Source organism: Halopseudomonas maritima (assembly GCF_021545785.1).
Taxonomy (GTDB): Bacteria; Pseudomonadota; Gammaproteobacteria; order Pseudomonadales; family Pseudomonadaceae; genus Halopseudomonas; species Halopseudomonas maritima.
The window spans coordinates 556,212-579,384 of sequence record NZ_CP079801.1 but is presented as its reverse complement, the minus strand read 5'-3'; the positions used below and the strand labels follow the sequence as shown (position 1 = coordinate 579,384).

24 protein-coding genes are annotated in these 23,173 nt (G+C 59.4%); 7 read left to right on the top strand and 17 right to left on the bottom strand.

Translation table 11 applies throughout. The features are described 5' to 3' along the window. Positions 1–37 precede the first annotated feature (37 nt). From bfr to HV822_RS02595, 4 genes are all read right to left on the bottom strand, one after another. Positions 38–505 (bottom strand): bacterioferritin, encoded by a 468-nt coding sequence (bfr, locus tag HV822_RS02610; protein ID WP_238872114.1) that lies wholly within the window; start codon positions 503–505, stop codon positions 38–40. A 122-nt stretch (positions 506–627) separates the two neighbouring features. Next, positions 628–840 (bottom strand): bacterioferritin-associated ferredoxin, encoded by a 213-nt coding sequence (locus HV822_RS02605; protein WP_238872113.1) that lies wholly within the window; start codon positions 838–840, stop codon positions 628–630. A gap of 181 nt (positions 841–1,021) precedes the next feature. Beyond that, a complete protein-coding gene (locus tag HV822_RS02600; protein ID WP_238872112.1) occupies positions 1,022–1,480 on the bottom strand; it encodes an anti-virulence regulator CigR family protein in 459 nt (152 codons plus the stop codon). Positions 1,481–1,543: 63 nt separating this feature from the next. Then, a complete protein-coding gene (locus HV822_RS02595; RefSeq protein ID WP_238872111.1) occupies positions 1,544–2,719 on the bottom strand; it encodes a YbfB/YjiJ family MFS transporter in 1,176 nt (391 codons plus the stop codon). A 350-nt stretch (positions 2,720–3,069) separates the two neighbouring features. On the opposite strand from HV822_RS02595, the gene HV822_RS02590 reads away from it, so the two are divergent. Together HV822_RS02590 and HV822_RS02585 are read left to right on the top strand one after the other, a co-directional pair. Then, positions 3,070–4,521 carry an MFS transporter gene (locus HV822_RS02590; protein WP_238872110.1) on the top strand — a complete coding sequence of 484 codons (1,452 nt, stop codon included), beginning with the start codon at positions 3,070–3,072 and terminating at the stop codon, positions 4,519–4,521. A 111-nt stretch (positions 4,522–4,632) separates the two neighbouring features. After that, positions 4,633–6,510: an MFS transporter gene (locus tag HV822_RS02585; RefSeq protein ID WP_238872109.1), complete on the top strand. Its 1,878-nt coding sequence runs from the start codon at positions 4,633–4,635 to the stop codon at positions 6,508–6,510. A gap of 65 nt (positions 6,511–6,575) precedes the next feature. On the opposite strand, the gene HV822_RS02580 is transcribed toward HV822_RS02585, so the two are convergent. From HV822_RS02580 to msrB, 3 genes are all read right to left on the bottom strand, one after another. Further along, entirely contained in the window at positions 6,576–7,055 is a 480-nt protein-coding gene (locus HV822_RS02580) for an FKBP-type peptidyl-prolyl cis-trans isomerase (RefSeq protein WP_238872108.1), read from the bottom strand. A gap of 119 nt (positions 7,056–7,174) precedes the next feature. Continuing rightward, positions 7,175–7,786, bottom strand: a complete 612-nt coding sequence (msrA, locus tag HV822_RS02575) for a peptide-methionine (S)-S-oxide reductase MsrA (protein ID WP_238872107.1) — start codon at positions 7,784–7,786, stop codon at positions 7,175–7,177. Further along, positions 7,783–8,304, bottom strand: coding sequence for a peptide-methionine (R)-S-oxide reductase MsrB (gene msrB / locus HV822_RS02570; RefSeq protein ID WP_238872106.1), 522 nt, complete (start codon positions 8,302–8,304; stop codon positions 7,783–7,785). The genes msrA and msrB overlap by 4 nt, the downstream gene beginning before the upstream one ends. A 303-nt stretch (positions 8,305–8,607) precedes the next feature. Between msrB and HV822_RS02565 the strand changes: the two genes are divergently transcribed. Further along, a complete protein-coding gene (locus HV822_RS02565) occupies positions 8,608–9,843 on the top strand; it encodes a serine hydrolase domain-containing protein (RefSeq protein ID WP_238872105.1) in 1,236 nt (411 codons plus the stop codon). A gap of 89 nt (positions 9,844–9,932) precedes the next feature. Here the strand turns inward: HV822_RS02565 and HV822_RS02560 are convergent, their stop codons facing one another. After that, positions 9,933–11,039: an ABC transporter ATP-binding protein gene (locus HV822_RS02560; RefSeq protein ID WP_238872104.1), complete on the bottom strand. Its 1,107-nt coding sequence runs from the start codon at positions 11,037–11,039 to the stop codon at positions 9,933–9,935. A gap of 4 nt (positions 11,040–11,043) precedes the next feature. Next, positions 11,044–11,949, bottom strand: a complete 906-nt coding sequence (gene argF, locus HV822_RS02555) for an ornithine carbamoyltransferase (protein ID WP_238872103.1) — start codon at positions 11,947–11,949, stop codon at positions 11,044–11,046. A 231-nt stretch (positions 11,950–12,180) separates the two neighbouring features. On the opposite strand from argF, the gene grxD reads away from it, so the two are divergent. Beyond that, positions 12,181–12,501 carry a Grx4 family monothiol glutaredoxin gene (gene grxD / locus HV822_RS02550; protein WP_238872102.1) on the top strand — a complete coding sequence of 107 codons (321 nt, stop codon included), beginning with the start codon at positions 12,181–12,183 and terminating at the stop codon, positions 12,499–12,501. A gap of 104 nt (positions 12,502–12,605) precedes the next feature. Here the strand turns inward: grxD and cysQ are convergent, their stop codons facing one another. The 8 genes from cysQ to HV822_RS02510 form a co-directional block, all read right to left on the bottom strand. Beyond that, a complete protein-coding gene (gene cysQ / locus HV822_RS02545) occupies positions 12,606–13,388 on the bottom strand; it encodes a 3'(2'),5'-bisphosphate nucleotidase CysQ (RefSeq protein WP_238872101.1) in 783 nt (260 codons plus the stop codon). Between the two features lie 48 nt (positions 13,389–13,436). Further along, on the bottom strand, positions 13,437–14,063 hold the full coding sequence (locus HV822_RS02540) for a transposase (RefSeq protein WP_238872100.1): 627 nt from the start codon (positions 14,061–14,063) through the stop codon (positions 13,437–13,439). Positions 14,064–14,284: 221 nt separating this feature from the next. Further along, positions 14,285–14,665 (bottom strand): VanZ family protein, encoded by a 381-nt coding sequence (locus HV822_RS02535; protein WP_238872099.1) that lies wholly within the window; start codon positions 14,663–14,665, stop codon positions 14,285–14,287. 5 nt (positions 14,666–14,670) lie between these two features. Next, the gene (locus HV822_RS02530) at positions 14,671–16,806 is read right to left on the bottom strand and encodes a YjbH domain-containing protein (protein WP_238872098.1); all 2,136 of its coding nucleotides are present in this window, start codon (positions 16,804–16,806) and stop codon (positions 14,671–14,673) included. Continuing rightward, the gene (locus HV822_RS02525; RefSeq protein WP_238872097.1) at positions 16,806–17,576 is read right to left on the bottom strand and encodes a capsule biosynthesis GfcC D2 domain-containing protein; all 771 of its coding nucleotides are present in this window, start codon (positions 17,574–17,576) and stop codon (positions 16,806–16,808) included. The genes HV822_RS02530 and HV822_RS02525 overlap by 1 nt, the downstream gene beginning before the upstream one ends. Then, positions 17,573–18,166: a YjbF family lipoprotein gene (locus HV822_RS02520; RefSeq protein WP_238872096.1), complete on the bottom strand. Its 594-nt coding sequence runs from the start codon at positions 18,164–18,166 to the stop codon at positions 17,573–17,575. Before HV822_RS02520 ends, HV822_RS02525 begins: the two co-directional genes overlap by 4 nt. A gap of 74 nt (positions 18,167–18,240) precedes the next feature. After that, the gene (locus HV822_RS02515) at positions 18,241–19,281 is read right to left on the bottom strand and encodes a polysaccharide biosynthesis/export family protein (RefSeq protein ID WP_238872095.1); all 1,041 of its coding nucleotides are present in this window, start codon (positions 19,279–19,281) and stop codon (positions 18,241–18,243) included. A 188-nt stretch (positions 19,282–19,469) separates the two neighbouring features. After that, entirely contained in the window at positions 19,470–19,769 is a 300-nt protein-coding gene (locus HV822_RS02510; RefSeq protein ID WP_238872094.1) for a hypothetical protein, read from the bottom strand. 475 nt (positions 19,770–20,244) lie between these two features. Here HV822_RS02510 and rfaH point away from each other — a divergent pair, with 475 nt between their 5' ends. The 3 genes from rfaH (at position 20,245) to HV822_RS02495 (ending at position 23,169) form a co-directional block, all read left to right on the top strand. Next, entirely contained in the window at positions 20,245–20,886 is a 642-nt protein-coding gene (gene rfaH / locus HV822_RS02505; protein ID WP_396264979.1) for a transcription/translation regulatory transformer protein RfaH, read from the top strand. Positions 20,887–20,973: 87 nt separating this feature from the next. Further along, entirely contained in the window at positions 20,974–21,867 is an 894-nt protein-coding gene (gene galU / locus HV822_RS02500; RefSeq protein ID WP_238872093.1) for a UTP--glucose-1-phosphate uridylyltransferase GalU, read from the top strand. 15 nt (positions 21,868–21,882) lie between these two features. Further along, complete coding sequence (locus HV822_RS02495) at positions 21,883–23,169, top strand: nucleotide sugar dehydrogenase (protein WP_238872092.1); 1,287 nt, start codon at positions 21,883–21,885, stop codon at positions 23,167–23,169. Positions 23,170–23,173: the final 4 nt, after the last annotated feature.

Here is a 23,173-nt window from a genome sequence, read left to right as displayed (position 1 = left end):
CGAAAAGCGGCGTTTTTTGTGGCAGTCCGAAAGCGGATTACTCAATCTGAGACTGCTGGTAGTTTTCCGCACCCACCGCATCAAACAGGCTCAGCTGGGTTTCCAGCCAGTCGACATGTTCTTCTTCGGCTTCGAGGATGTCTTCGCAGACTTCTCGGCTACCGTAGTCGCCCACGCTTTCGCAGAAGGCGATTGCTTCTTTCAGGTCGGGTAGTGCCTGCATTTGCAGCTTGAGGTCGCACTCGAGAATCTCGCGGGTGTTTTCGCCGATCTTCAGGCGCCCAAGATCTTGCAGGTTTGGCAGCCCTTCCAGGAACAGGATGCGCTTGATCAGGCGATCGGCGTGCTTCATGGCGGCGATGGATTCTTTGTACTCACGCTTGCCGAGCTTCTCCAAGCCCCAATCTTCGAGCATGCGCGCGTGCAGGAAGTACTGATTGATGGCAATCAGCTCCAGGCCGAGAACGTTGTTCAGGTGTTGGATGACTTGTTTGTCGCCTTTCATAGCGATGCCCCCTCAGGACTATTCAGTCGCCAAGTGTGGTCTCGCAACAGGCTCTTGTCAAATCTAAGTGCTTGAAAAGAAAGGAGTTAAAAATGATTCTCAAGTATCAATGAGAGGAGGAATCAGGCCGCTACGTATTGCGCAGAGAGCATGCCGGCAGCCGCCGGACTGGCGCTGAGGGTTTCACTCAACAGAGACTTGCAGTCACGGGCACATTTGCCGCATTGGGTGCCAACTTCCAGATCGTTACGCAGGTCGCGCATCGAGCAGGCACCGCCAGCGATGGCGTCCTTGATCTGGTTATCGGTTACACCTTTGCAGAGACAAACGTACATGCAGAGACTCCTGAACAGCGGATAGCTGACGATGACTGCATGCTAATTCGAATGAGAATGATTGTCAAAGAAAATAGCGTCAATTTATCAGGCCGATTGACGCCGTCTGTCGGCTTGCGTGAGCGCGCTCGCAAAACATCGCATAGGCCAGCGGTTTGGCGGCCGCAGGCCCGGTCAGGGGTCAGTAGATCACGTCGTAAATAATGGACTCGATGATGCCGGTAGCGATCTCGGCGAGGACGACGTCGCCGTCGATCTGACGCCATTCATAGCCATCGTAGTGGGGCAGGCGGTTGACCAGTCGCGGATCAAGCTGCTTGGCAATGCCGGGCGGCAGCGGCTTGCCGCGAGCCAGGTTCTTGCGGATGCCTGGTGGCAAGTTGTCGCCACGCTGCACCCATTCGCGGTTGTCACGAAAGATGCTGCGTATGACGTCCTCCTGTATGCGCTCAGAAGGGCGGCTGTAATGATCTGAAACCGGGTCACGGTCGTTGTGTCTGGCTCCCTGGCCTCGGTCGTTGCCCTGTTGGGCATGATGGCTATTGCCGTTGCCGCGATCATCCTGCTTGGCGTGTGCGGGGCTGGCGAAGGCAATTGCCAATAGGCTGGCGGCGAGGAGCGATCTTGAAGGTATGCGCATGGTCTGGTCTCTGCAGGTATTTCTGTTCAGCTTTGAGTGCAATGCTGTTCCACAGGTTCCCGCTCACCGGGTTGCGCGTCCGGTGCGCCAGGTCCAGGCCAGCGCCCAGGCTAGCGCGCCCGCACCGAGCCAAAGCGTTTCAGGTAATGTGCCGTCGTGATCGAGCCATGCGCGCGCGAGCCACGGCCCCAGCAATTGAGTCACGCTGTAAAGTGCGATCAGTGCCGCCGACAGGCGAGGCCCTTGGTGTGGCTGCAGGCTGCGGCCCAGGCGTTGGGTAAGCAGTACTGCGCCCAGAAAGCTGCTACCCATCAGCACAGAGCACAGAAGGATGCCAGTGCTGCCGGGTAAGGTCAGAGCGGCAATCACACTCAATAACTGGATGGCGTAGTTGAGTAGCAGCGCTCGCTGGTCACCCAGGCGCAGACCCAAGTGGTTCCATAACCAGGCCGCCGGTAGGGTTGCAGCTGCCACAATCAGCCAGCTCTGCTGCACCATTGGGTGCGTGCTGCCCAGCTGGATGCTGGCGATCATCGGCAAAAAGGTCATCGGCAATATGTAGCCAAGGCCGGCGCCGGCGTAGGCCAGAAACAGGGGCCAGGTTCGCGCGTCCAGTAGCGCGCTGGGGGCCGGAGTGCTGGCACTATCGTCCTGGCTGGTTGTGTCGATGTTCAAGCGCAGCATCAGCCAGCCACCCCACAGCGCCAAAGGCAGGCTGAGCAGGGCCACAGGCCACCAGCGGGCGGCCGACGTTAGTGATGTACCTGGAGGGTGAGCCAGTACACCAGACAACAGCAAGCCCGTACCTACCCCGAGATAGATCAGGCCGCTCAGACCAATCCGCTGCCGAGCGGCGAGCCACTCCATCAGCAGCGCGGGCACCATCACAAAGATCAGGCCGTTGCTGATGCCGTTGCCCAGGCGCAGCAGGGTAATCAGTGTCAGCTGTTCGCTTACGGCAAGCCCCACCAGGGTCAGGCAGTGCAAGGCCAGCGCAAAGGGGATGCTGGCACGAATCTGCCCGGGTCGGTGCCAGCGGATCGCGGCGAGTGCGCCCAGCAGATAGCCGAGGTAGTTCCAGGTTGCGATGGCGGCGCCTTCGCCAGTGCTGAACTGGCCATCGTCGACCAGCAGGGGCATCAGCGGTGTAAAAATGAAGCGTCCCAGGCCGTGAACGACCAGCAGCAGGGCTGCGGCAGCAAAGACCGCGTGCAAGGTTGAAGGCTGACGACTGGGCATTACTCGGCTCCTGCTTAAACCTGGATCGAGCTGCGCTGACCTCGCCATCAGCGCGGCGAATGAGTGCTATAGCCAGAGCTGATGGAGGTGCGCGCAGGCGACCGGTCTGGCTACAGGCCGCGCCAACGCTCAATCTCGCGGCGTGCAGCCGGCCGCGAGTATAACGGCGCTGGAAACATATTGCATGAATTGGCACTGGCTGCCGGCCGGCGCACTGGTATGAGTCGCTTCAGCTGAGGTATAGAGTATACAAACGTGCACCTGTGGGCGGTCTGAACTGCCCTGGGCGCCGGGCAAACAATAAATATAAAAATACGGGTTACCGACCCGTCGACTCTCGGGAGAGTGGCATGTCGCAGTCCAGTACGGACGCCAACGGCGTTCTCAAGCGCTCAACAATTCTTCTTCATGGTTCTATCGGCATGCCGCTGGCGATTATCGGCTATCCGCTGGTGGTTTACCTGCCACCCTTCTACGCCCAGGAAGTGGGGCTGAACATGGCGCTGATGGCGCTGGTACTGGTCATCGCCCGGCTTTCTGACGTCATCACCGACCCGCTGATCGGCACCCTGAGCGATCGCTGGCGCACCCGCTTCGGGCGCCGCAAGCCCTGGTTGGTGATGGGCGTGCCCCTGATGCTGGCTGGCACGGTGATGATATTCATGCCGCCCGACGGCATAGGGATAGGGCATCTACTGTTCTGGACCATGCTGATGTATCTGGGCTGGACGATGGTGACACTGCCTTACGGTGCCTGGGGGGCGGAGCTGTCCAACGTTTATCATCAGCGCAGCCGGGTAGTGGCGTCACGCGAAGGTTATGTACTCATCGGGTTATTTCTGGCGGCGTTGGCTCCCGCACTGGTGCAGGCACTGGGTGCGCGCTTTCAGGCCGGCCATACCGACGGCTGGGTGATGCAAACGGCAGTGATGCTGTTTGGCCGCGATGGTGAGCTGGGTATTGGGTACGGGCCGATTCTCGCGGTGATGGCCTGGATGATGCTGATCCTGTTGCCGCTGACGGTCTTCTGGGTGGTTGCTGCCGTCAAGGAAGCGCCGCCGCAGTCGGTTGAGCGCACCGACTGGAAGAAGGGCCTGCGGGTGATGAAGAACAACGGCCCGTTCAAGCGCATGATCCTGATGCTGCTGGTGGTGGTGACCGGCGAATCCTTCCGCAACGCGCTGTCGGTGTTCTTCATGCAGCACGTGATTCAGATTCAGGCGCAGATCGGCCTGATGTATCTGCTTTATTTTGGCATCGGTATTCTGGGCATTCCCTTCTGGCTGCACGTGGGCAAGCGCATCGGTAAACACCGTGCGTTCTGCGCCGCACTGGCGATTTCCAGCACCAGTATTCTTGGCATGTTCTTCCTGGGCGCCGGCCAGCTTTTGCCGTTCGCCGTGCTGTTTGCCATCAAGGGGTTCTGTTTTGCGGCCTTCCAGTTTCTGCCGCTGTCTATGCTCGCGGATATCGTCGATCTGGATACGGCGCGTAGTCGCGAGCACCGCACCGGTTTGTTCTTTGCCATGAGCGGGATGGCGCAGAAGGCGGCGATGGCGCTGGGGCTTGGGCTGTCGCTGGGTCTGCTGGCACTGGTCGGCTTTGACGCCAAGGCGGCGGAGCACACCGCGTCGCAGTTGCTGTCGCTGCGAGTGCTGTACATCCTGGGGCCGGTTGCGCTGTATATGACGGCCTTTGTGATTGCTTGGCGCTACCCGCTGACCGCCGAGCGTCAGGAGCGCATTCATCGCTGGGTGCTGCGCCGCGAGGCACGTCTGAGCGTGATGGGGGCGACGCGCTAGCCGGCGGGCTCAGTCAGGCTGACCAGATTGTCGGCAGGTTTCGCGCCGGGACCTGCCGATTTTGGGTATGCTGCCCGCTGCACCAACTTGACCGGAAGGATACGCAGCGCCATGTCGGAACACTCGCAGTTTAGTTTGCTGGGCAGCAAACGCTTTCTCCCTTTCTTCACCAGCCAGTTGCTGGGCGCCTTTAACGACAACCTGTTCAAGCAGGCGCTGATTCTGGCGATTCTGTTCAAGCTCAGCTTCAGCGCTGACCGTGACCTTCTGATCAACCTCAGCGCGTTGCTGTTTATCCTGCCGTTCTTTCTGTTCTCGGCGCTGGGCGGGCAGTTTGGCGAGAAGTTCGACAAGGATCTGCTGATACGGCGTATCAAGCTGGGTGAGGTGGCCATTATGCTGCTCGGGGCGCTGGGCCTGTGGCTGGGCAGTTTGCCGCTGCTGTTGGTCGTGCTGTTCGCCATGGGTACCCAGTCGGCGCTGTTTGGGCCGGTCAAATACTCGATCCTGCCGCAGGCGCTGGAGCCAGACGAGTTGGTTGGCGGCAATGCGTTGGTTGAAATGGGCACATTTCTGGCCATTCTGGGCGGTACCTTGTGCGCCGGCGTGCTCATGGCCCGCGGCGGCTGGGCAAGCCTGGTGGGGGGCTCGGTCGTGCTGGTGGCGATTGGCGGCTATCTGGCGGCGCGACGCATCCCGTCTGCGCGTGCCGGCTTGCCGGACCTGGCGATTGACTGGAACATTTTCCGCCAATCCTGGGCCATTCTGCGGCTTGGGCTTAAGGAACAGGTGCCCTCGGTATCGCGCTCGATCCTGGGTAACTCCTGGTTCTGGTTTCTCGGCGCGACTTACCTGACGCAGATTCCCGGCTTTGCCAAGGACTACCTGCACGGTGACGAGAGCGTGGTTACCCTGATTTTGACCATGTTCTCGGTTGGTATTGCGCTGGGTTCGGTGCTTTGCGAGCGGCTGTCGGGGCACAAGGTAGAGATTGGTCTGGTGCCCTTTGGCTCCTTGGGCCTGAGCGTGTTCGGGCTGCTGATCTGGAGTTTGTCGGGGAGTATTGCGGCCGGTGCCGAGCCGTATGACTGGCTGACCCTGCTGGCCCAGCCTGGCGCCTGGGGCGTGATGGGTGCAATTTTGGGGCTGGGGGTGTTTGGCGGTTTTTACATTGTGCCGCTGTACGCGCTGATTCAGTCGCGCAGCCGGGAAGAGGAGCGCGCGCGCGTCATCGCCGCCAACAATATTCTCAATGCGCTGCTAATGGTGTGTTCGGCGATTCTGGCGATTGTCATGCTCAGTGTGCTGGAGCTGTCGATTCCGACGCTGTTTTTGACCATCTCGCTGCTCAACCTGCTGGTCAATGGCTACATCTTCAAGGTGGTGCCGGAATTCAGCATGCGCTTTCTTATCTGGCTGCTGGGGCACTCTATGTACCGTGTCGAGCACCGCAACCTGGAGGCTATTCCAGATGAGGGCCCCTGCGTGCTGGTGTGCAACCACGTGTCCTTTGTTGACGCGCTGTTGATCGGCGGCGCTGTGCGGCGTCCGGTGCGTTTTGTCATGTACTACAAAATCTATCAGTTGCCGGTGCTCAACTTTATCTTTCGCACGGCGGGCACCGTGCCGATTGCCGGACGCAACGAGGACGCGGCCACCTATGAACGTGCCTTTGAGCGCATATCGGCCTATCTGCGGGCTGGCGAGGTGGTGTGTATCTTCCCTGAGGGTAAGCTGACTGCTGACGGGGAGATGGACGTGTTCCGTGCGGGCATCACGCGGATACTGGAAAATGACCAGGTGCCGGTTATCCCCATGGCGCTGCAGGGGTTGTGGGGCAGTTTCTTCAGCCGCGATCCGAACAAGGGCTTCTTTCGTCGCCTGTGGTCGCGTGTCTGTCTGGTGGCGGGTGAGCCGGTATCGCCCGACGCGGCGTTGCCTGAGCACTTGCACGAGCAGGTACTGGCTTTACGGGGGGAACGGCGCTGAAGCGGACGCGACAGCGCGCGTCCAGCATCTGACAGGGCGGTCATGGCTCATGACCGCCTGTTTGCTTAGTGGTTGTGGCCACCCACGCCGTGGGCGTGGCCGTGAGCCAGTTCTTCTTCGGTGGCGGCGCGCACGTCGAGAATCTCGACGTTGAAGGTCAGTTCACGGCCCGCCAGCGGATGGTTGGTGTCGACCAGCACCTGTGACAGCCCCGGCTTGACCACGACAACCTGACGCGGGCCCTGCTCGGTCTGCAGGATGGCGATCATGCCGGGCTTCCACTTCTTGGCACCTTCCAGGCGTTTGGCCTGCACCTTTTGCAGTGCGTCTTCGCGCACTGCGCCGTAGGCTTTCTCTGGCGGCAGTGTGACGCTGAAGGTTTCGCCGGCACTGCGACCTTCCATGGCCTCCACCAAACCATCGATCAGGCCGGTCTGGCCGTGCAAGTACAGCACGGGGTCGTGCTCACGGGAGGACTCGATCGGGCCATTGGTGTCGGAGAGGTCGTAGTGAAACTGGACAACGGTTTTTTCGGCAATCTGCATGGTGGCTTCCGCTTGGGCTGTCAAAGCCCGTCATTATCCCGACTCGTGCGCGACTTTTCCATGGTCGTGCCGCGCCTTGGTTACGACCCGGCCAGAGGGCCAGAGCGCATGGAGGCTGATCAGCGCTTGCTTTGCTCGCCCCATAAGTCCTCAAGTCGGGCGTCGCGGCCGCAGGTGGTGCGGTAGAAGGTGTAACGCAGTGGGTTCTTTTCGTAGTAGTTCTGGTGGTAATCCTCCGCAGCGTAAAACGGCTGGCGCTGCAGAATCAGGGTTTGTATCGGTTCATCAAAGCGTGCCTTGATGGCATCACGCGAGGCCTCCAGTAGTGCTTTTTGCTCCTCATTGGCGTAGTAGAGCGCGCTGCTGTACTGGTGGCCGCGATCGCAGAACTGGGCGTTGGCGGTGAGTGGGTCGATGGTTGGCCAGAACGCCTCGACCAGCTCGGCGTAGCTGGTCTTACTCGGGTCAAAAAACACCGCAACCGATTCGATATGGCCGGTGCTGCCGGAGGAGACCTGCTGATAGTCGGCGGTCTTGGCGCTGCCACCGGTGTAGCCGGACAGGGTTTCGACTACGCCCGGCAGCTTGTCGAAGTCTGACTCGGTGCACCAGAAACAGCCGCCGGCGAATACCGCCATCTCGGTGCCGGGCGGTCCTTGGGTGACCGCTTGGTTGGCTACTGCCAGTGGTGACAGGGCCAGCAGGGTCAGGGTGGTAAAAGCGTACTTCATGCGTCACCTCGCAATGCTGGCAGTGGCTCGCCAGCAGGAATGAATGTCAGTGCCAGGCCGTTGTTGCACCAGCGTTCACCGCGCGGCGCCGGGCCATCGTCAAACACGTGGCCCTGGTGGCCGCCACAACGAGCGCAGTGGTACTCGGTGCGTGGCCAGATAAGCGTGTAATCCTGCCGGGTGCCGATGTGGCCGACCAACGGTTGGGTAAAGCTGGGCCAGCCAGTCTTGCTGTCGAACTTATGCTCCGACGAGAACAGCGGCAAGTAACAGGCGGCGCAAAGGTAGGTGCCGGGGTCGTAGAGCTTGTCCAGCGGGCTACTGCCGGCCCGCTCGGTATCTTCCTCGAACAGCACCTGCCAGGCGGCGTCCGAGACCTTGTCGCGCCAATAGTCAGCGGGTACATCCAGCGCGTCGACCTGTGGCAGGTGAAAGGCATCCTTGGCGCTGGCAGTGCGGGCCAGCAGGGGGATTGCGGGAGCGGCGAGCAGGCCGCCAAGCAGGGTACGGCGTTTCATGGTCGATCCTGTGTGTGGTGACTGTACTCATCTGACGCCACTGGGTGACATTTGTTACAACAGGGCGTGGTTATCACTGCGCCTGATGAGTGGTGAGACAGCTTGGAATCCTGTCTCTTGATGGCTAGTCTTGGTGCAATGTTGACGCCCGCATTGAGGCTGTTGCCGTCTTCGTTCGCCTGGCTGCCTAGGCTGTGTGCCCGGCTGAGCGCGAGGCAGGCGTGCCACGTTAGCGACGAGCAATGCGGAGTGGAGACAGGCCAACAACAGTCGCAAGGTAGAACAAGAATGATCCAATCAAGCATGCGTAAACTGCTGGGCGGTGCGGTACTGCTGGCCGCAGGCTTCTCCGCCACGCTGCAGGCCGAACAGGCTGCACAGGCCTTTACTCAACCACGGCTGGATGCCTTTGCTGCTGCCATGCAGCAGGAAGTGGCCCAAGGGCGCATCGGCGGCATTGCCACCTTGGTGTACCAGGATGGTGACGTGCTGCAGCGTGGTGAATACGGTTACGCGGACCGAGAGCAACAGCGGCCGCTAGAGCCTGATAGCCTGTATAAAATCTTTTCGCTGACCAAGCTGGTAACGGGTGCTGCATTGCTCACGCTTTACGATGAAGGGCGCTTTGAGCTGGATGACCCCGTAGGCAAGTACATTCCGGAGCTGCAGAACCTGCAGGTGGCGGTGGCTGATGGTCCGGAAGGCATGCCCAAGACCGAGCCTGCTGCCCATCCCGTGACCGTTAGAGAGCTGATGACGCACACGGCGGGCTTTACCTATGGCCGTTTTGGCGACACCCAGGTCGACAAGCTGTACGTGCAGGCTGATATTCAGAATCGCGACTCCACGTTCGCCGACATGATGGCCAAATTGGAGAATATTCCGCTGCTGCACCAGCCGGGTACGGTCTGGCACTACAGTATCTCCGTGGACATCCAGGCTGCGCTGATCGAGGTGCTGTCCGGCAAACCGTTTGACCTGTATCTGCAAGAACGGATCTTTGGGCCGTTGAAGATGGTGGATACCGATTTCTATGCGCCAGAGGACAAGGCGGATCGTCTTGCTGTGTCCTATCAGCCGCAGCCAGACGGTTCGCTCAAGGCCGTGCCTAACACGCCGTTTCTCAGTAAGCCGCGCTTTCTCAATGGCGGGGGCGGTCTGATCTCGACGGCGGATGACTATCTGCGCTTCGCCCGTATGTTGCTGGCTGGCGGCGAGCTGGAAGGCACCCGCATTCTCAAGCCGGAAACCGTTGAGCTGATGCGCCGCAATCAATTGCCGCAAGGTGTAGAGAACATCGGTCCGTTCTTTCCCGGTAACCAGTTTGGCTTGAATGTGGCGGTGGTCAATGACTCACCGGCGGCGGGCTATCTGCCGGAGGGGACCTACTGGTGGTGGGGTATCCAGGGTGCCTGGTGCTGGATTGACCCGAGCAACAACGCGATCATCATCGGCATGATGCAAAATACCGATTACCGGCTCTCGCGCATGATCCATGGCAAGGCGAGCAGGGCGCTGTACGGCCCGGCGCAGCCCTGACGGGGGGGCGGAGAAGCCTGCGGCGTTCTCCGCCCTACGGACAGCACTGTGTGGGATGGAGAAACGCGCAGCGTTCTCCATGTAAAGGCTCAGGCAGAGCGGCCGGTATCTAGCACTTGCTCCAGCGGTAGCTGTGCATGCAGGTTGACGCTGCCCTGGGCAGGAAAAACTACCAGATGCTCGGCGGCGACCCGGAGGCCGACCTCGTCGCCGGGTTGATGATCGGCGTGGCTTGGAAACAACGCCTCAAGCTGGGTGCCGGTAGACAGCTGCATGCGGTAAAGAATGGTTGCGCCCTGAAAGGTGCGGTCGATCACGCGGGCGCGCAGGGCGCTGCTGGCGTCGCCTACCAGGTCATCCGGTCGCAACAGCACGTCCACGGGGCTGCCCTCGGTCATCGGATAGGCGCGGTTGCCCTGAATCGTACCCAGCTCGGTCGCCACGGTGTCGCGCGCCTGCATGTGGCCGCGAATAAAATATCCTTGCCCAATAAAGCTGGCGACAAAGGGAGTGGTCGGCTCGTGATAGAGGTTGTAAGGGGTATCCCACTGTTGCAAATGGCCGTCTTTCAACACGCCTACCTGGTCGCATACGGCAAAGGCTTCTGCCTGGTCGTGGGTGACCAGCATGGCGCTGATGCCACGCGACTTGAGTATCTCGCGAACCTCGGCGGACAGTCTGCGGCGCAGCTCACCGTCAAGGTTGGAAAACGGCTCGTCCAGCAACAGTAGGCGCGGGTTGGGGGCCAGGGCGCGGGCCAAAGCGACGCGTTGTTGCTGGCCGCCGGACAGCTCGTGTGGGTAGCGCCGGCCGAGCTTGTCGAGTTTGACCAGCGACAGCAGCTCATCGACGATGCGCTTGCGCTCGGGCGATGTGTGAATGCCAAAGCTCACGTTCTCCGCCACGGTCAGGTGCGGGAACAGCGCGTAGTCCTGAAACACCATGCCGATTTGTCGCTGCTCGGGCGACACGCGCAGCTGAGTTGTGCTCAGCGGCTTGCCATCCAGGCGGATCGCACCACCGGTAATCGGCTCGAAGCCGGCAATCGCCCGCAGGGTGGTGGTCTTTCCGCAGCCCGAGGGGCCGAGTAGACAGCCGATATCACCTTCACGCAAATGAATGCTCAGTGCATTGACGATCAACTGCTGGCCATAGCCGCAGTTGAGTGAATCGAGTTCCAGCACTGGCGTGGTCATGGGGTTACTCGACCAGCAGAAATTCGACCAGCGCTTTCTGCGCGTGCAGGCGATTCTCTGCCTGGTCCCAGACCACGCTGCGCGGGTCGTCCATCAAGGCGTCGCTGACTTCCTCGCCGCGGTGGGCGGGCAGGCAGTGCATGAACAACACCGATTCGTCGGCCGCATCCAGCATGGCTGGCGTTACCTGATAAGGTGCGAACTGTTTGAGACGTGCTGCGGCCTCGTCTTCCTGGCCCATGGAGGCCCACACGTCGGTGTTTACCAAGTGTGCACCCGCGACGGCTTCCAGCGGATCGCGCACTATGGTCACGCGCTCGCCGGCCTGGTCCAGAAACTGCTGAGCCGGCTCGTAGCCCTCTGGGCAGGCAACGCGCAGCTGAAAGTCGAACTGGATGGCGGCCTGGATGAAAGTGTTGCACATGTTGTTGCCATCGCCGATCCAGGCAACAGTCTTGCCTTTGATCGAGCCGCGGTGCTCCAGATAGGTCTGCATGTCCGCCAGCAACTGGCAGGGGTGCAGGTCATCGCTCAGACCGTTGATGATCGGCACTTTCGAGTATTGGGCGAAGGTTTCCAAGGTCTCGTGCGCAAAGGTGCGAATCATGATGGCGTCGCACATGCTGGAGAGCACGCGAGCGCTGTCTTCGATCGGCTCGCCACGGCCCAGCTGGGTGTCGCGTGGTGACAGGAAGATAGCCTGGCCGCCCAGGTGAATCATGCCAGCCTCAAAGGACACCCGAGTGCGGGTGGATGCCTTTTCGAAGATCATCCCCAATACGCGGTTTTTCAGGGGCTCGTAGACCACGCCCTGGCGGTGCAGGGACTTGAGCTCAACGCCGCGTTTGATCAAGCTGATGAGCTCGACTTCCGAGCAGTCCATCAGCGATAAAAAGTGCCGTGTAGTCATATTGGTACTACCTAGTAACCTCGGTCGCCTGACGACCGGAAATACGTCGCCCTACCAGAAGCCTGACGGCCTGGTAACAGCCACAGTAATAAAGAGAAGCAGCGATCTTATAGGGAAAATCCGGCCGCTGGCAAATGGCTGGGGCTTGGCCCCTCCGCAAGGCAGGGTAGTTTGCGTTAGAATGTTCGGTCTGCAAGGCGCCCGAACGCCGTCAACCTCATGAGGAATGCCATGGATACCATCGATACCATCAAAGAACAGATCGCCAACAACCCGGTGCTGATCTACATGAAAGGTGCGCCCAACGCCCCTCAGTGCGGCTTTTCCGCCCGCGCCTCGCAGGCGCTGATGGCTTGCGGCGAAAAGTTTGCCTATGTCGATATTCTGCAAAACCCGGACATTCGCGCCACTCTGCCGGGCTACGCCAACTGGCCCACCTTTCCGCAGCTGTGGATTAACGGCGAGCTGGTAGGTGGTAGCGATATCATTCTCGAGCTGCATGAGTCCGGCGAGCTGCAGACTATGGTCAAGGCCGCGCAGCCTGCTGCCTGATCGTCCCAGTTGTTGCTAAAACGCCCGACGGCGCTGCCGCTGTCGGGCGTTTTTTATTGTCTGCCAACAGGCCCCGCGTCCGAGTTTGCGTTACTACAACGGGGCTATGAAAAAAACGGCTGAGCGCCGCTGGCGACAAAGTGAGGGTTTTCAAATCCCGGTTTGCCGTACAACAGTGGGCCGCCGTCCAGGGTTTGTATCTGCCCGCCTGCTGCAGCCAATACTGCGTGGCCCGCTGCGATATCCCATTCCATCGTTCGCCCCTGCCGCGGGTATATGTCGGCCTGGCCGGCCGCCAGCAGGCAGAGCTTGAGAGAAGAACCGGCATTGATGAGTGAACGGATAGGACGCTCGGCCAGCAGCTGTTTGAGTGCAGCATCATCGCCGTGGGAGCGGCTGGCCAACACATCAAGCCCCTCTGAGGCAGGCGCCCGGGCCCGGATAGCGCGACGACCTTCGGTATCTTCGACATAAGCGCCGCCAGCGCGTGATCCGGCGTACAGCGCGTTGATAGCGGGCGCGTAAACGACGCCAAGCAAGGGGCTGCCGTGCTCAATCAGCGCGATGTTGACGGTAAATTCCCCGTTGCGGTTGATGAACTCCCGTGTGCCATCAAGCGGATCAACCAGCCAGAAGCAGTCAGCTACCTCGGGCACATGGCCGGCGGCGGTGGCTTCCTCCGCCACCACGGGAAAGGCCACTCCCAACTCGGCCAGGCCGGCCAGAATCAGCGCCTCGGCGCGCTCATCGGCGTCCGTGACGGGCGACGCATCGTGCTTGCCTCGCACCGCAAAGTCGCTGTGATAAATATCCATGATCACGTCGCCTGCGGCGCGCGTCAGGCTGACTAATTCTGTCAGCAGCCGTTGTTGTTCGTCTGGGTGCATGGGGTCTCCTGGCTAAGGCGATCATTATGCCCGCAGGGCGCGATCAATTCACCCGGACTCATAGGCGCTGGACCAGCGCCACTGTTGCGGTTGTTCGCATAAGCCCGCAGACACCGGTGTGCCATGCAGCTCCTGAATGCTCTGGTGCAGATCCTGTTCATCCTTGATGTATCTGTCCCAGTAGTCGCGCATCCATAGCAGGCGGCCGGGCGTCTCCAGAGCCAGCGCCTCTTTGTTGCTTTGCATCCAGTGGGTGGTGGCTGTTTTCCAGCCCTGGATGATGCGCGGGGTCGCGTAGGTGGGTTCGAGCAGGATTTGCGCGTGATTGGGCATGATGCACCAGGCTATCAGCTTGTAACGCTTGCGGTTCTGGCTTTCCAGCGCGTCGGCCAGCTCGGCCGCCATTTTGGGGTGCTTCAGCAGGCAGCAACCATGGCCCTGCTGCAGGTAGTGATCCAGGCGTTTGCGGCGGTACAGAACGCGCTCTTGGGGTGGCTGGGCTCTTACCTCTTGCTGCAGCGACAGCATCGCACTGGCGGGCAGTGAGTCTGCCAGGCGCAAGGTAATCAGCTGCAGGTCATAGGGGATCTGGCGCTCTGGCTTGGGTGGCGTGCGCTGCCAACCCTTCCAAATTTCCGTGCGGGTGAAGCGAGGTTTGAAATCGTCTATGGACATGGACGCTCCTTATCAATGTTCCAGGCTTGAAACTATCAGTAAGGAAGATTCGTCTCTGCGATGTGTGACGCAAAAATGACAAAAAACAGCGTATATCGACAAGCGGTCTGAATGTTGACGCTGCAGAGGGTTGGCGTGTGCCGTGCGAGCACCCGGGCGCAGGCCAAGTCAGGTCTGTCAGAGGGGCGATTGAGTCGTGGGGTGTTTTATAGAGGGGGCGGCTAGTTAGCTTGGCGGCGCAGCATGTATTGATAGCTGCCTATCAAAAGGAGGCCGATCACCAGTCCGATGCTGTTGGCAATAATGTCGTTCCAGTCTGTCGAGCGCGTGGGGTGCAGCGCCTGCACCATCTCCACGGCTCCACCCACCGCTGTCATCAACACCGCACGTAGCCACCAGGGCCAGCGTGCAAAAGCCAGGAAGCTCAACAGCGTCAGCGCAAAGATGCCGCCGCCATGATACAGGCTGGCCTGCCAGCTATAGGCCGCAGGCGGCGGGGTGGGGCGCATGCCCAGATACAGCCCCAATGCCAGCAGTGCGAAGAACACGATAACAAACAACGGTCGCCATATCAGGCGGTAGCGTTCCAGCTCGCGCCACATCAACATTACTCGGTGAGGCGGCGAAAGCCGTCGTTGAAGTTATCTAGATCGCGGTCGCTGGTGAAGTTGTAGAGTTGGTAGTAGCGTGCAAGGCGAGCGCCACCGTCGCGGGTAAGCGGGTTCCAGGCGATGGTGCCGACTGATGTGGTGGAGCGAATGAAGAAGGCGTCGAACGGAATCTGGATATAGACACCTTTGTCAAAACTACCCTCACCAAACTCCTCCTTGGAGACATTAGTCATGGTCGCCCAGGCGCCCATCGTGAAGCCGTTGTCAAAGCGACGAGACAAGTCCAGCGTGGCGCCATAATCGCCGGCAAGGTAGCGCCCCACGCTACCCTTGGCCAGCACGTCATAGATGCCTGTCTGCAGGTAGCCGGTCACGTGGCCTGTGAGCGTGGAGTAATCGCGGAAGCTGAAATCCTGCTCAAAGCCGCGCTGCTTGACCCAGTTAAAGTCTGCGCCAATTGCCCAGTTTGCACCGTAGGGGCGGTACAGGACTTCACCGCCAACACCACCGTACATCCACTCAAACAGACCGGCGTAGGCCATGGCATACAGGTCACGATCCAGGCGGTGGGTCTGTGTGTATTGCAGCCGGCTGAGCTGGACATCTGAGCTGGTGGCATACGAGCGAATATCGGTGCGCACGCGTGGCAGATTACTCGGGGCGTCGTACTTGAATTTGTCGTAGTTGTTCAGCAGGTTGACCCCGACGCTGCCGTTTAGCCACTTGTTCTCATCAAAGTAGTAGGCACCGTTAAAGCGCAACAAGAATTGATACAGAAGAAAGCCATCTGGGCCGCCGACGTTTTGTGTATAGCCGAGCGAGGTACCGAAGCTGTATTTATCCAGTGGGGCGGTGTAAACGACGTCGTCATCCAGTACCGACGGCACGGCATTTACTACTCCCTTGCGCAATGTGTCAGCGTTGACCTCATTCATTTCGTAGCGGCGCAGGGTGTCGGCATTGATGCTGGTCTGGCTAACGTCCATTCCGCGGGGGCGATACACCAAGGTATACCAGTCATAGCTACCTTCGCCCAAACTGTTGTCCAGCACGCGAGCGGCCCGACCGATGCCCTGGGCGCGGTTGCGAAAACGGGTCTGTTCGCCGGTGACGATCACCTCATCGTCGTGCAGCGAGATCTGGTGCACCTTGATACCGGCATTCTCGTTGAGCCGCCGGCTGATGTCGGCCCAATCAACCTGGCCACCGTTGACGCCAACGGGCAGCCTGCGTCGTGCTTCGGGTGCGGGGTCGAGGTATTTTTTCGGCTCGGGGTTGGTCTTCATGTTCGCTTGATAGGTAATGCCGAACATCGCGGTATTGCCGCGCTCCAGCGCTGCGGTCAGGTCGATGTTTTCACCCAGGCGATAAGTGGCCCCAAAGTTGATGGGGTAGTCTTGATCTATCTGGTTGCTCAACGGTTCGGACTGGTAATCGTTGCCATCCAGCTCAACTTTGAGGCGCAGGCGATCCCAGGGCGTCTGGTACTCAACACCGCCGAATATGCCGATCGGCCCTTTGAAATAACGGTTGGTGCCAAGGTCGCCGGCTTGAGATACGTCCGCGGTGACCTCGCCGCGGTCTTTGAAGCTGTCCTTAAGCCAGCCTAGGGGGTTTGTAATCCCGCCCCGGTTGCCGATGTAACCCCAGGCTAAACCCAGGCTAACGTCCAGGTCGTAAAAGCGTTTGTTGGCGACAAAGTACTCGCTGGAGAAAAGCCCTGTACCACCGGCGTCTCTCATACCGAATGCAACTTGTGGGGTCCAGTAGCCCTCTTTCAGCAGCCGAACCTTGAAGTCAATCGCCTTGTCCTTGAAGCTTTGGTCGCCACTAAATTCTTCTGGTCCGTAGTTGCGGTTGGTGATGGCGATATAGCGAATAGTGCCCTCAAGCCAAGGTAGCGGTTGTGCCGAGATGCTGTAACGGCTGTAAGGCTCGGTGCGGTTAGCATTAAAGCTCAAGTTACCGTCTTCTGCCATGCGCGCCGTTGGTGTTTGCAACAGGCCTACGCCACCAAAGTCATGCTGCGTGGTGCTGTAGCGGCTATTGATGTCGGCAGTGGCGGTTAAGCTGACCACTAGCATTGACGGTAGCGCAGCGGCGGACAGGGTTGTCAGGAATGGACGCTGCATTACCTGGCGCGCTCCTGTGCGGGTGTTTGAGTGGCAATAAAGGCTGCCATGTCCTCATTGAAGGTTTCCGGCTCGTCGGCAGCCGTAAGTACCGCCTCGCTTACAGGGACTAATAGTGTGGCGCCAACAGCAACAGGGGCGGTCTGTTGATTCCAGTGCCCGCTGCCCAAATGGATCACTGCCCCGTCAGGCTGTATAAGGAACAAGCTATCGGCAGAGGCCAGGGGGTGTGCCGGGCAGGCGGCCAGATAGTCATATGGGGTGGCGGTGTAAGAATACGCAAGTTGACACGTTGCCTGTACTGCACCGGTTACGGTTATGCTGGATGGGCGGTGCGCATAACTGATGCTATCACCGGCTTCCAGCAGCGGGTTGTGGCGGATCAGGCGCTGTTTTAAAGGGTTCATTTCAGCCATAACGCGGCCGGTGACTGGCATGGCTTGGACTTGTGCAATCAGTTGCTCAATCAGTGCTTGGGCTTCGGGGTTGTGCGACAGCCTCGAGCGTACCTTGGCGCTGCGCAGGTCGAATAGCAGGCCTACCTTAAGTTTGCGCTGCTCCAGCTTGGCGCTCTCGCGCTGCAGAGTGGCGCCCATGTACCAGGCGTCGGGGTTCACCTGCGCGGTTACAGAGGCGTCTAGCAGGCGAACGCCAGGCTGCCAGTTATAGGTGCCAGGCTTGTCTACTGCACCGTCGATACTGAACGTGGGAGCGGCAGCGAGTAGCGGAGGGTGGAGCAGCAAAGCAGCCAGTAGCAGCCTAGCGATCATTCTTGTGCATCCTTGCCATGCTTGTGGGTGCTGATGACTTCAAAGACCGGGAACTCGGGGCTAGGGTGTTGTAAGCTGCGCCGTACTTGCCCGGTGGCAGGGTCTACCCAGTACTGGTTGAGTGCTGAGTAGTCCAGCTCCGGCATCCAGATGCGTTCGTCAATGCGCTGGTATTGCGCAGTCTGCCCAAACAGGGTGAGAGATTCGCGTGGGCCGATAGAGTAGGTCGCAATTTGGGTGATGCCGGTTTGATAGGAGAGCGGAAAATCAACCAGCCGAGTCACCTGCTGGCCCTCGGTTACATTTAACAGTCCGCTTTGGAACGGGTCGCCTGCGGCCAGATGCTGGGCAACGTCTGTCTCGAGCCCGACAATTTGGCTGATTCGCCCGTAACACGTCTCAACTTGCTCGGAGATGCCCCACCAGGCGATGCAGCCGGTGCTGCCTGCCGGCGCGGTAAACAGTGCCTCCGCTGCTCCTGCGCGTATCAGCAGGCTATCACCGGTCACGGCCTGTACTTGGCTGTCAGGTATTTCGTTGACCTTGCCCTGCCACGCCAAGCGAAAACTGTCGACGGCGTTGGAGGTCATCGAGTTGCAGCCGCCAACAGTTATCGCAGCTGCGAGCAAGGCGCAGCTGCGCAGGGTCCACTTGCAGTACACGATCAATTGTCGTCGGTGAAGTCGTTGTAATCGCTACCTGCCCTTGCTGCGGTACCAACGAGTGTCGCGCTAGGCAGTAGTTGGCTGATAAAGCGGTTCCAGCGAGTAATTCCGGCTGCCCCTACAAAAACGACGTCTTGCGGCTGCATTTCAAACTGATCAGCCAAAATAAAGGCAGAAGGAGACTGGGCGTTCAGCTGAAAAACGGTGGCTTTGTCGGTTTCCAGATTTTCGACGCCGCGAATGACGTAGACCTCGCGGCCGCTGGAGGTGGTCGGGGATGGTCCGCCCACCGTAGCCAAGACTTCACTCAGGGTCATCCGGCTGGTGCTGTAGGCCAATGCCGTCGGGCGGGGCACCTCGCCCATGACGAAGACCTTGCGAGCATCGTTCAGGCCAAAGTGCAACTTGTCGCCGTCTTTCAGGTAAATGCTGCCGACTGCGCTGGGGTGTCCGGTAAGGTAGTCGTAATCCAGGGTATAGATTTGGCCGTCGCGTAGAATCTGCAGGCGAGAAAGGTCAGCACGGTTCTGGTCTATTCCTGCTTCGCCGACGGCTTGAAGCAGGGTAAGTGGTTGAGAGTTTATTGCTCGGAACCCAGGCTCAACAAAGGCGCCGCTAAGGGTCACCTTTTGGCTGTTGTACTCGAGGATGTTGACGTCAACCTGAGGCTGCTCAATGTAGCGGGCCAAGCGCTCAGATATAAGTTTGCGCAGCTCTTCCTGGGTTAGCCCTTCCACTTTTACGTTGCCAATGAAAGGGTAGAACAGGGTGCCGTCGTCGCGTACCACCCGTGCGTTGGCCGAGGATGGTTGCTGCTGGCCGCCCGGGATGGTCAGCTCTGGATGGTCCCACACGGTGATAAAGAGCGCATCATTGGGGCCAAGGCGATAGTTTTCGGGGGTGTAGTCCAGTAGTGCCTGGGGAATCTGCCGCTCGGGGCGCACGACGCTTTCCTGTGCGAGTACCTTGGGGGTGATTTGCACCATCTCGACCATGCTTGCCTCGACAGAGTCTTCAGCAATCAGACGGTCCGTGTCCATATGCATGCCTGGGGAAAACATGCAGGCTTGCAGTAAGAGAGTCGTTGCGCCGAGGGCGCCGAGAGTAATGCGAGTCATGAGCGGAAGTTCTTATTAGTTAAATAGGCGGCGATAACGTCATGCAAAAAAAAGCCACCCAAGCGTACGTGCTGGTGGGTGGCTTTGTATCCTTTAAGAAGCGCCCCGGATCAGGGGGTAGTGCCGGTAGTGCCGGTAGTACCGGTAGTGCCGCTAGAGCCATCGCCGTCATCGTTGGCTGCAGCAACAGCGCCGCCAATCACCGCGCCGCCGATGACGACGCCGCCCATGGCGCCAAGGCCGCCAGCAGCTGCTCCGCCGCCAGCAGCAGCTCCGCTGGTGGCACCTGTTGCGCTACCCGAACCGCCAGCAGCGCCATTGGCGCTAGTGTCGGTCGTGCCCTGAGCCATAGCTGCGCCGGAGGCGAGCAACAGGCCGCTGGCAATTAGTGCAAGTACTTGTTTATTCATAACTCGTCTCCTTGTTACGTGGGAAATACGACCATGATTATACGCAGATGGAGTTGAATGAAAACCCCCAGAACAGAGCCTTGTTGCGCAAGTGCAATCAGGACAATCCTGATGCGTGCTCCCGGCCCGTGTCGCGCCGGTCAGGGAGGCCTCTGCGGCAGGCCTACTTTAGTGGGCTGGCAAGTCGGTTTTGTGACAGAAAATCGTCTGAGCATTGTGGTTTATTTTGCGAGTCTCGTCGCAAATACAAGGCTGGCGTGGCGTAAAAGCTGTCTGTCTGTTGTCAGTCTGAGACAGTGCTCATGGGTTTTGGAGTGGGCGATCAATAGATTGGACTGTCTCTGTGCGCCAGGTTATGAGTGGTTTGGCTCGCTGAGACCATGTGTTGCCCTGGTAGTCAAGTCTTGTCCGGTTGGCTGGGTGGTGGCTATGATGGCGCAGCAGTCCTTACCAGAGAGTGCGAGGTGACGTCATCATGCGCCAGGCGAGGGCCAAATCATCGTGTTTAGTTGAAAGCGACGCTAGGCATCGCTCGGGTGACAGGATGTCTGGATATAACGTCAACAGCGCGTCCAACTGGTATCTGATTCAATGTAAGCCTCGCCAGGATGAGCGGGCAGAAGAGAATCTACGTAACCAGTCCTTCACATGTTATCGCCCTCAGCGCCGCACGCTGCACGTCAAGCGCGGCAAGCAGGTCGAGCTGGTCGAGTCTCTCTTCCCTGGTTACTTGTTTGTGTGTCTTGATCGTTTGCAAGACAACTGGTACTCCATCCGCTCCACTCGTGGTGTTGCGCGCCTGGTGACCTTTGGTAACGAGCCCGCTGTGGTGTCATCGGACTTGATCGACTACTTGCATGCTCACGAAGCTGAAGCACCGGTAGCCTGCCAGTTTTCTCGCGGGGACTCGGTTCGTATCACCGAAGGCCCTTTTAGCGAGCTAGAGGCTATTTTTCTGCGCAGCGATGGGGATGAGCGCGCCATCTTGTTGCTTACACTGCTGCATCGAGAGCAGCACTTGAAAATGCCTTTGCGCTCTATCAAAGCCTCCGGCCAGAGGCCTTCAGCGCAAACAGATCGCTACCCTACGGGGTTGGCTGGCGCGAAATATGCCTGACAGTTTTAAGCGATAAGATTACACCCGCCTGAGCGTTCTAATCGGTGCTCTACCCGAATTTCGTTTACAGACAAAGGATAGTTTCCTGTGGCAGTCAAAACAGCCGTTCTTCCCGTCGCCGGTCTCGGCACTCGCTTTCTCCCCGCCAGCAAGGCTATTCCCAAGGAAATGATCACGGTTGTCGACAAGCCCGTCATTCAATATGTAGTGGACGAGGCTGTGCGTGCTGGCATCAAGCAGATTGTATTGGTCAACCACTCGGCCAAGCGGGCAATCGAAGACCACTTTGATGTGCATTATGAGCTGGAGACCGAGCTGGAGCGCCGCGGCAAGCAGGAATTATTGCAGGTCATGCGGTCGATTCTGCCGTCCGATGTGCGCGTGATTAGCGTGCGCCAGGGTAAGGCGCTCGGTTTGGGCCACGCCGTGATGTGCGCGCGCGAAGTCGTTGGGGATGCACCCTTCGCGGTGATGCTGCCCGATGTGCTGGTAGATGCCGAGTTGCAGCCGGCCGGCACTGCTCCTGATTTGGCCGCTATGGTGCAGCGGTACCAGTCCAGTCAGCGTGCACAGATCATGGTTGAGCAGGTGCCCATGGATAAGGTCTCGCAATACGGGGTGGTTGCGTTGGACGGAAGTGCGCCGGCGGCGGGCACCAGCCAGGTAATGACCGGCGTAGTGGAGAAGCCCGCGCGGGCGGATGCACCCTCAGACCTTGCTGTGGTAGGACGTTACATTTTGCCCGCACGCATCTTTGAGCTGCTGGCAGATACCGCCCCCGGCGCAGGTAATGAAATTCAGCTGACTGACGCCATTGCCACGCTCATGCAGGAAGAAGCCGTCGAGGCCTACCGCATGCAGGGCGTAACCTACGACTGTGGCAGCAAGATTGGGTATCTGCAGGCGACTTTGGCCTATGCACAGCGCCATCCGCAGGTGGGTGCCGAGTTTGTCGAGCTGCTACGACAATGTAACAACTGACGCGGAGCAGCTCTGGTGCATATCGATCTTTATGGCGACACACTTTCTGCGTTGGTGACAGCAAGCAGCTTTGCCTCGACTGGGCATAACGTTGTGCTGCGTATGCCGCACGGGCGTGTGCGGCAGCAAATTATCGCCAACAAGGCCGCCTACAGTGAGCCGGGGCTGCGGCGCCTGATCAGCGATTGCCACACCTCTGGGCGCCTTGTTTACGGCGATTTTGAGGGATTACCCGGCGCCGAAAGCCGGGCAGTGTTCCTGGCGTTGGATACCAGTGAAGCGGCTTTGGCGGAGAAGATTGTCGGTCGCCTGGCGCAGATTCCGGAGCGCGCATGGCTGGTGGTCAACCAAAGCCCCTTTGCTGTGGGTTTTACCGAGCATCTGGAAACGCTGCTGCGCACTAATGGCGGGACTGCCCGGCGCTCAGTGGTTGCGCTGCCTGACTTTCTGCAAGAGGGGACGGCGCTCGATGGCATGCTCAAGCCGCCGCAGATTATCCTCGGCTGCAGCGACGGGCACGCCGAGTTGCTGGTAAAAGAGATTTTTCGTCCGTTCAATCGTGACCGCGATCACTTTCTGGTAATGAGTCCTCGCGAGGCAGAATTTACCAAACTGGCCATCACCGGGATGCTGGTTACGCGTATCAGCTTTATGAACGACATGGCCAACCTGGCCGACTCGCTGGGCATTGATATCGAGAACGTACGCCAGGGTGTGGCTGCCGATCCGCGCATTGGCCCTGCCTACCTCTATCCCGGTGTCGGCTTTGGCGGCCCAGGGTTCTCGACCAACGTGATCAACCTGGTAGATACCCTGAACGCCTCTGGTGTTGGCTCATCGTTGCTGAACCAGGTCATCGAGATCAACGAGCGCCAAAAGGAATACCTGTTCCGTCGACTTTGGCAGCACTATCAAACAGACCTCAAGGGCCGCACTATCGCCATCTGGGGGGCTGCCTTCAAACCGGAAACCGGGCGCATCGATAACGCTCCCATTATTCGCATTCTCGAAGCGCTCTGGGCGCAGGGAGCCAAGGCGCGCGTGCACGACCCAGAAGCGCTGCCGGCACTGCTGGAGCGCTTTGGGCATCACCCCGGCTTGCACTACGCGAGCCATCCCTATGCGGCGGTGGATGGTGCAGATGCCCTCTTGGTGCTCACTCAATGGAAGGCCTACTGGAGTCCTGACCTGGACCGTCTGCGTAAAGGCATGAAGCAACCGGTCATTTTTGACGGCCGCAATATGTATGATCCGGCCTATATGCGCGAGCACGGTTTTACCTATTACGGAGTGGGGCGTTAAGCCC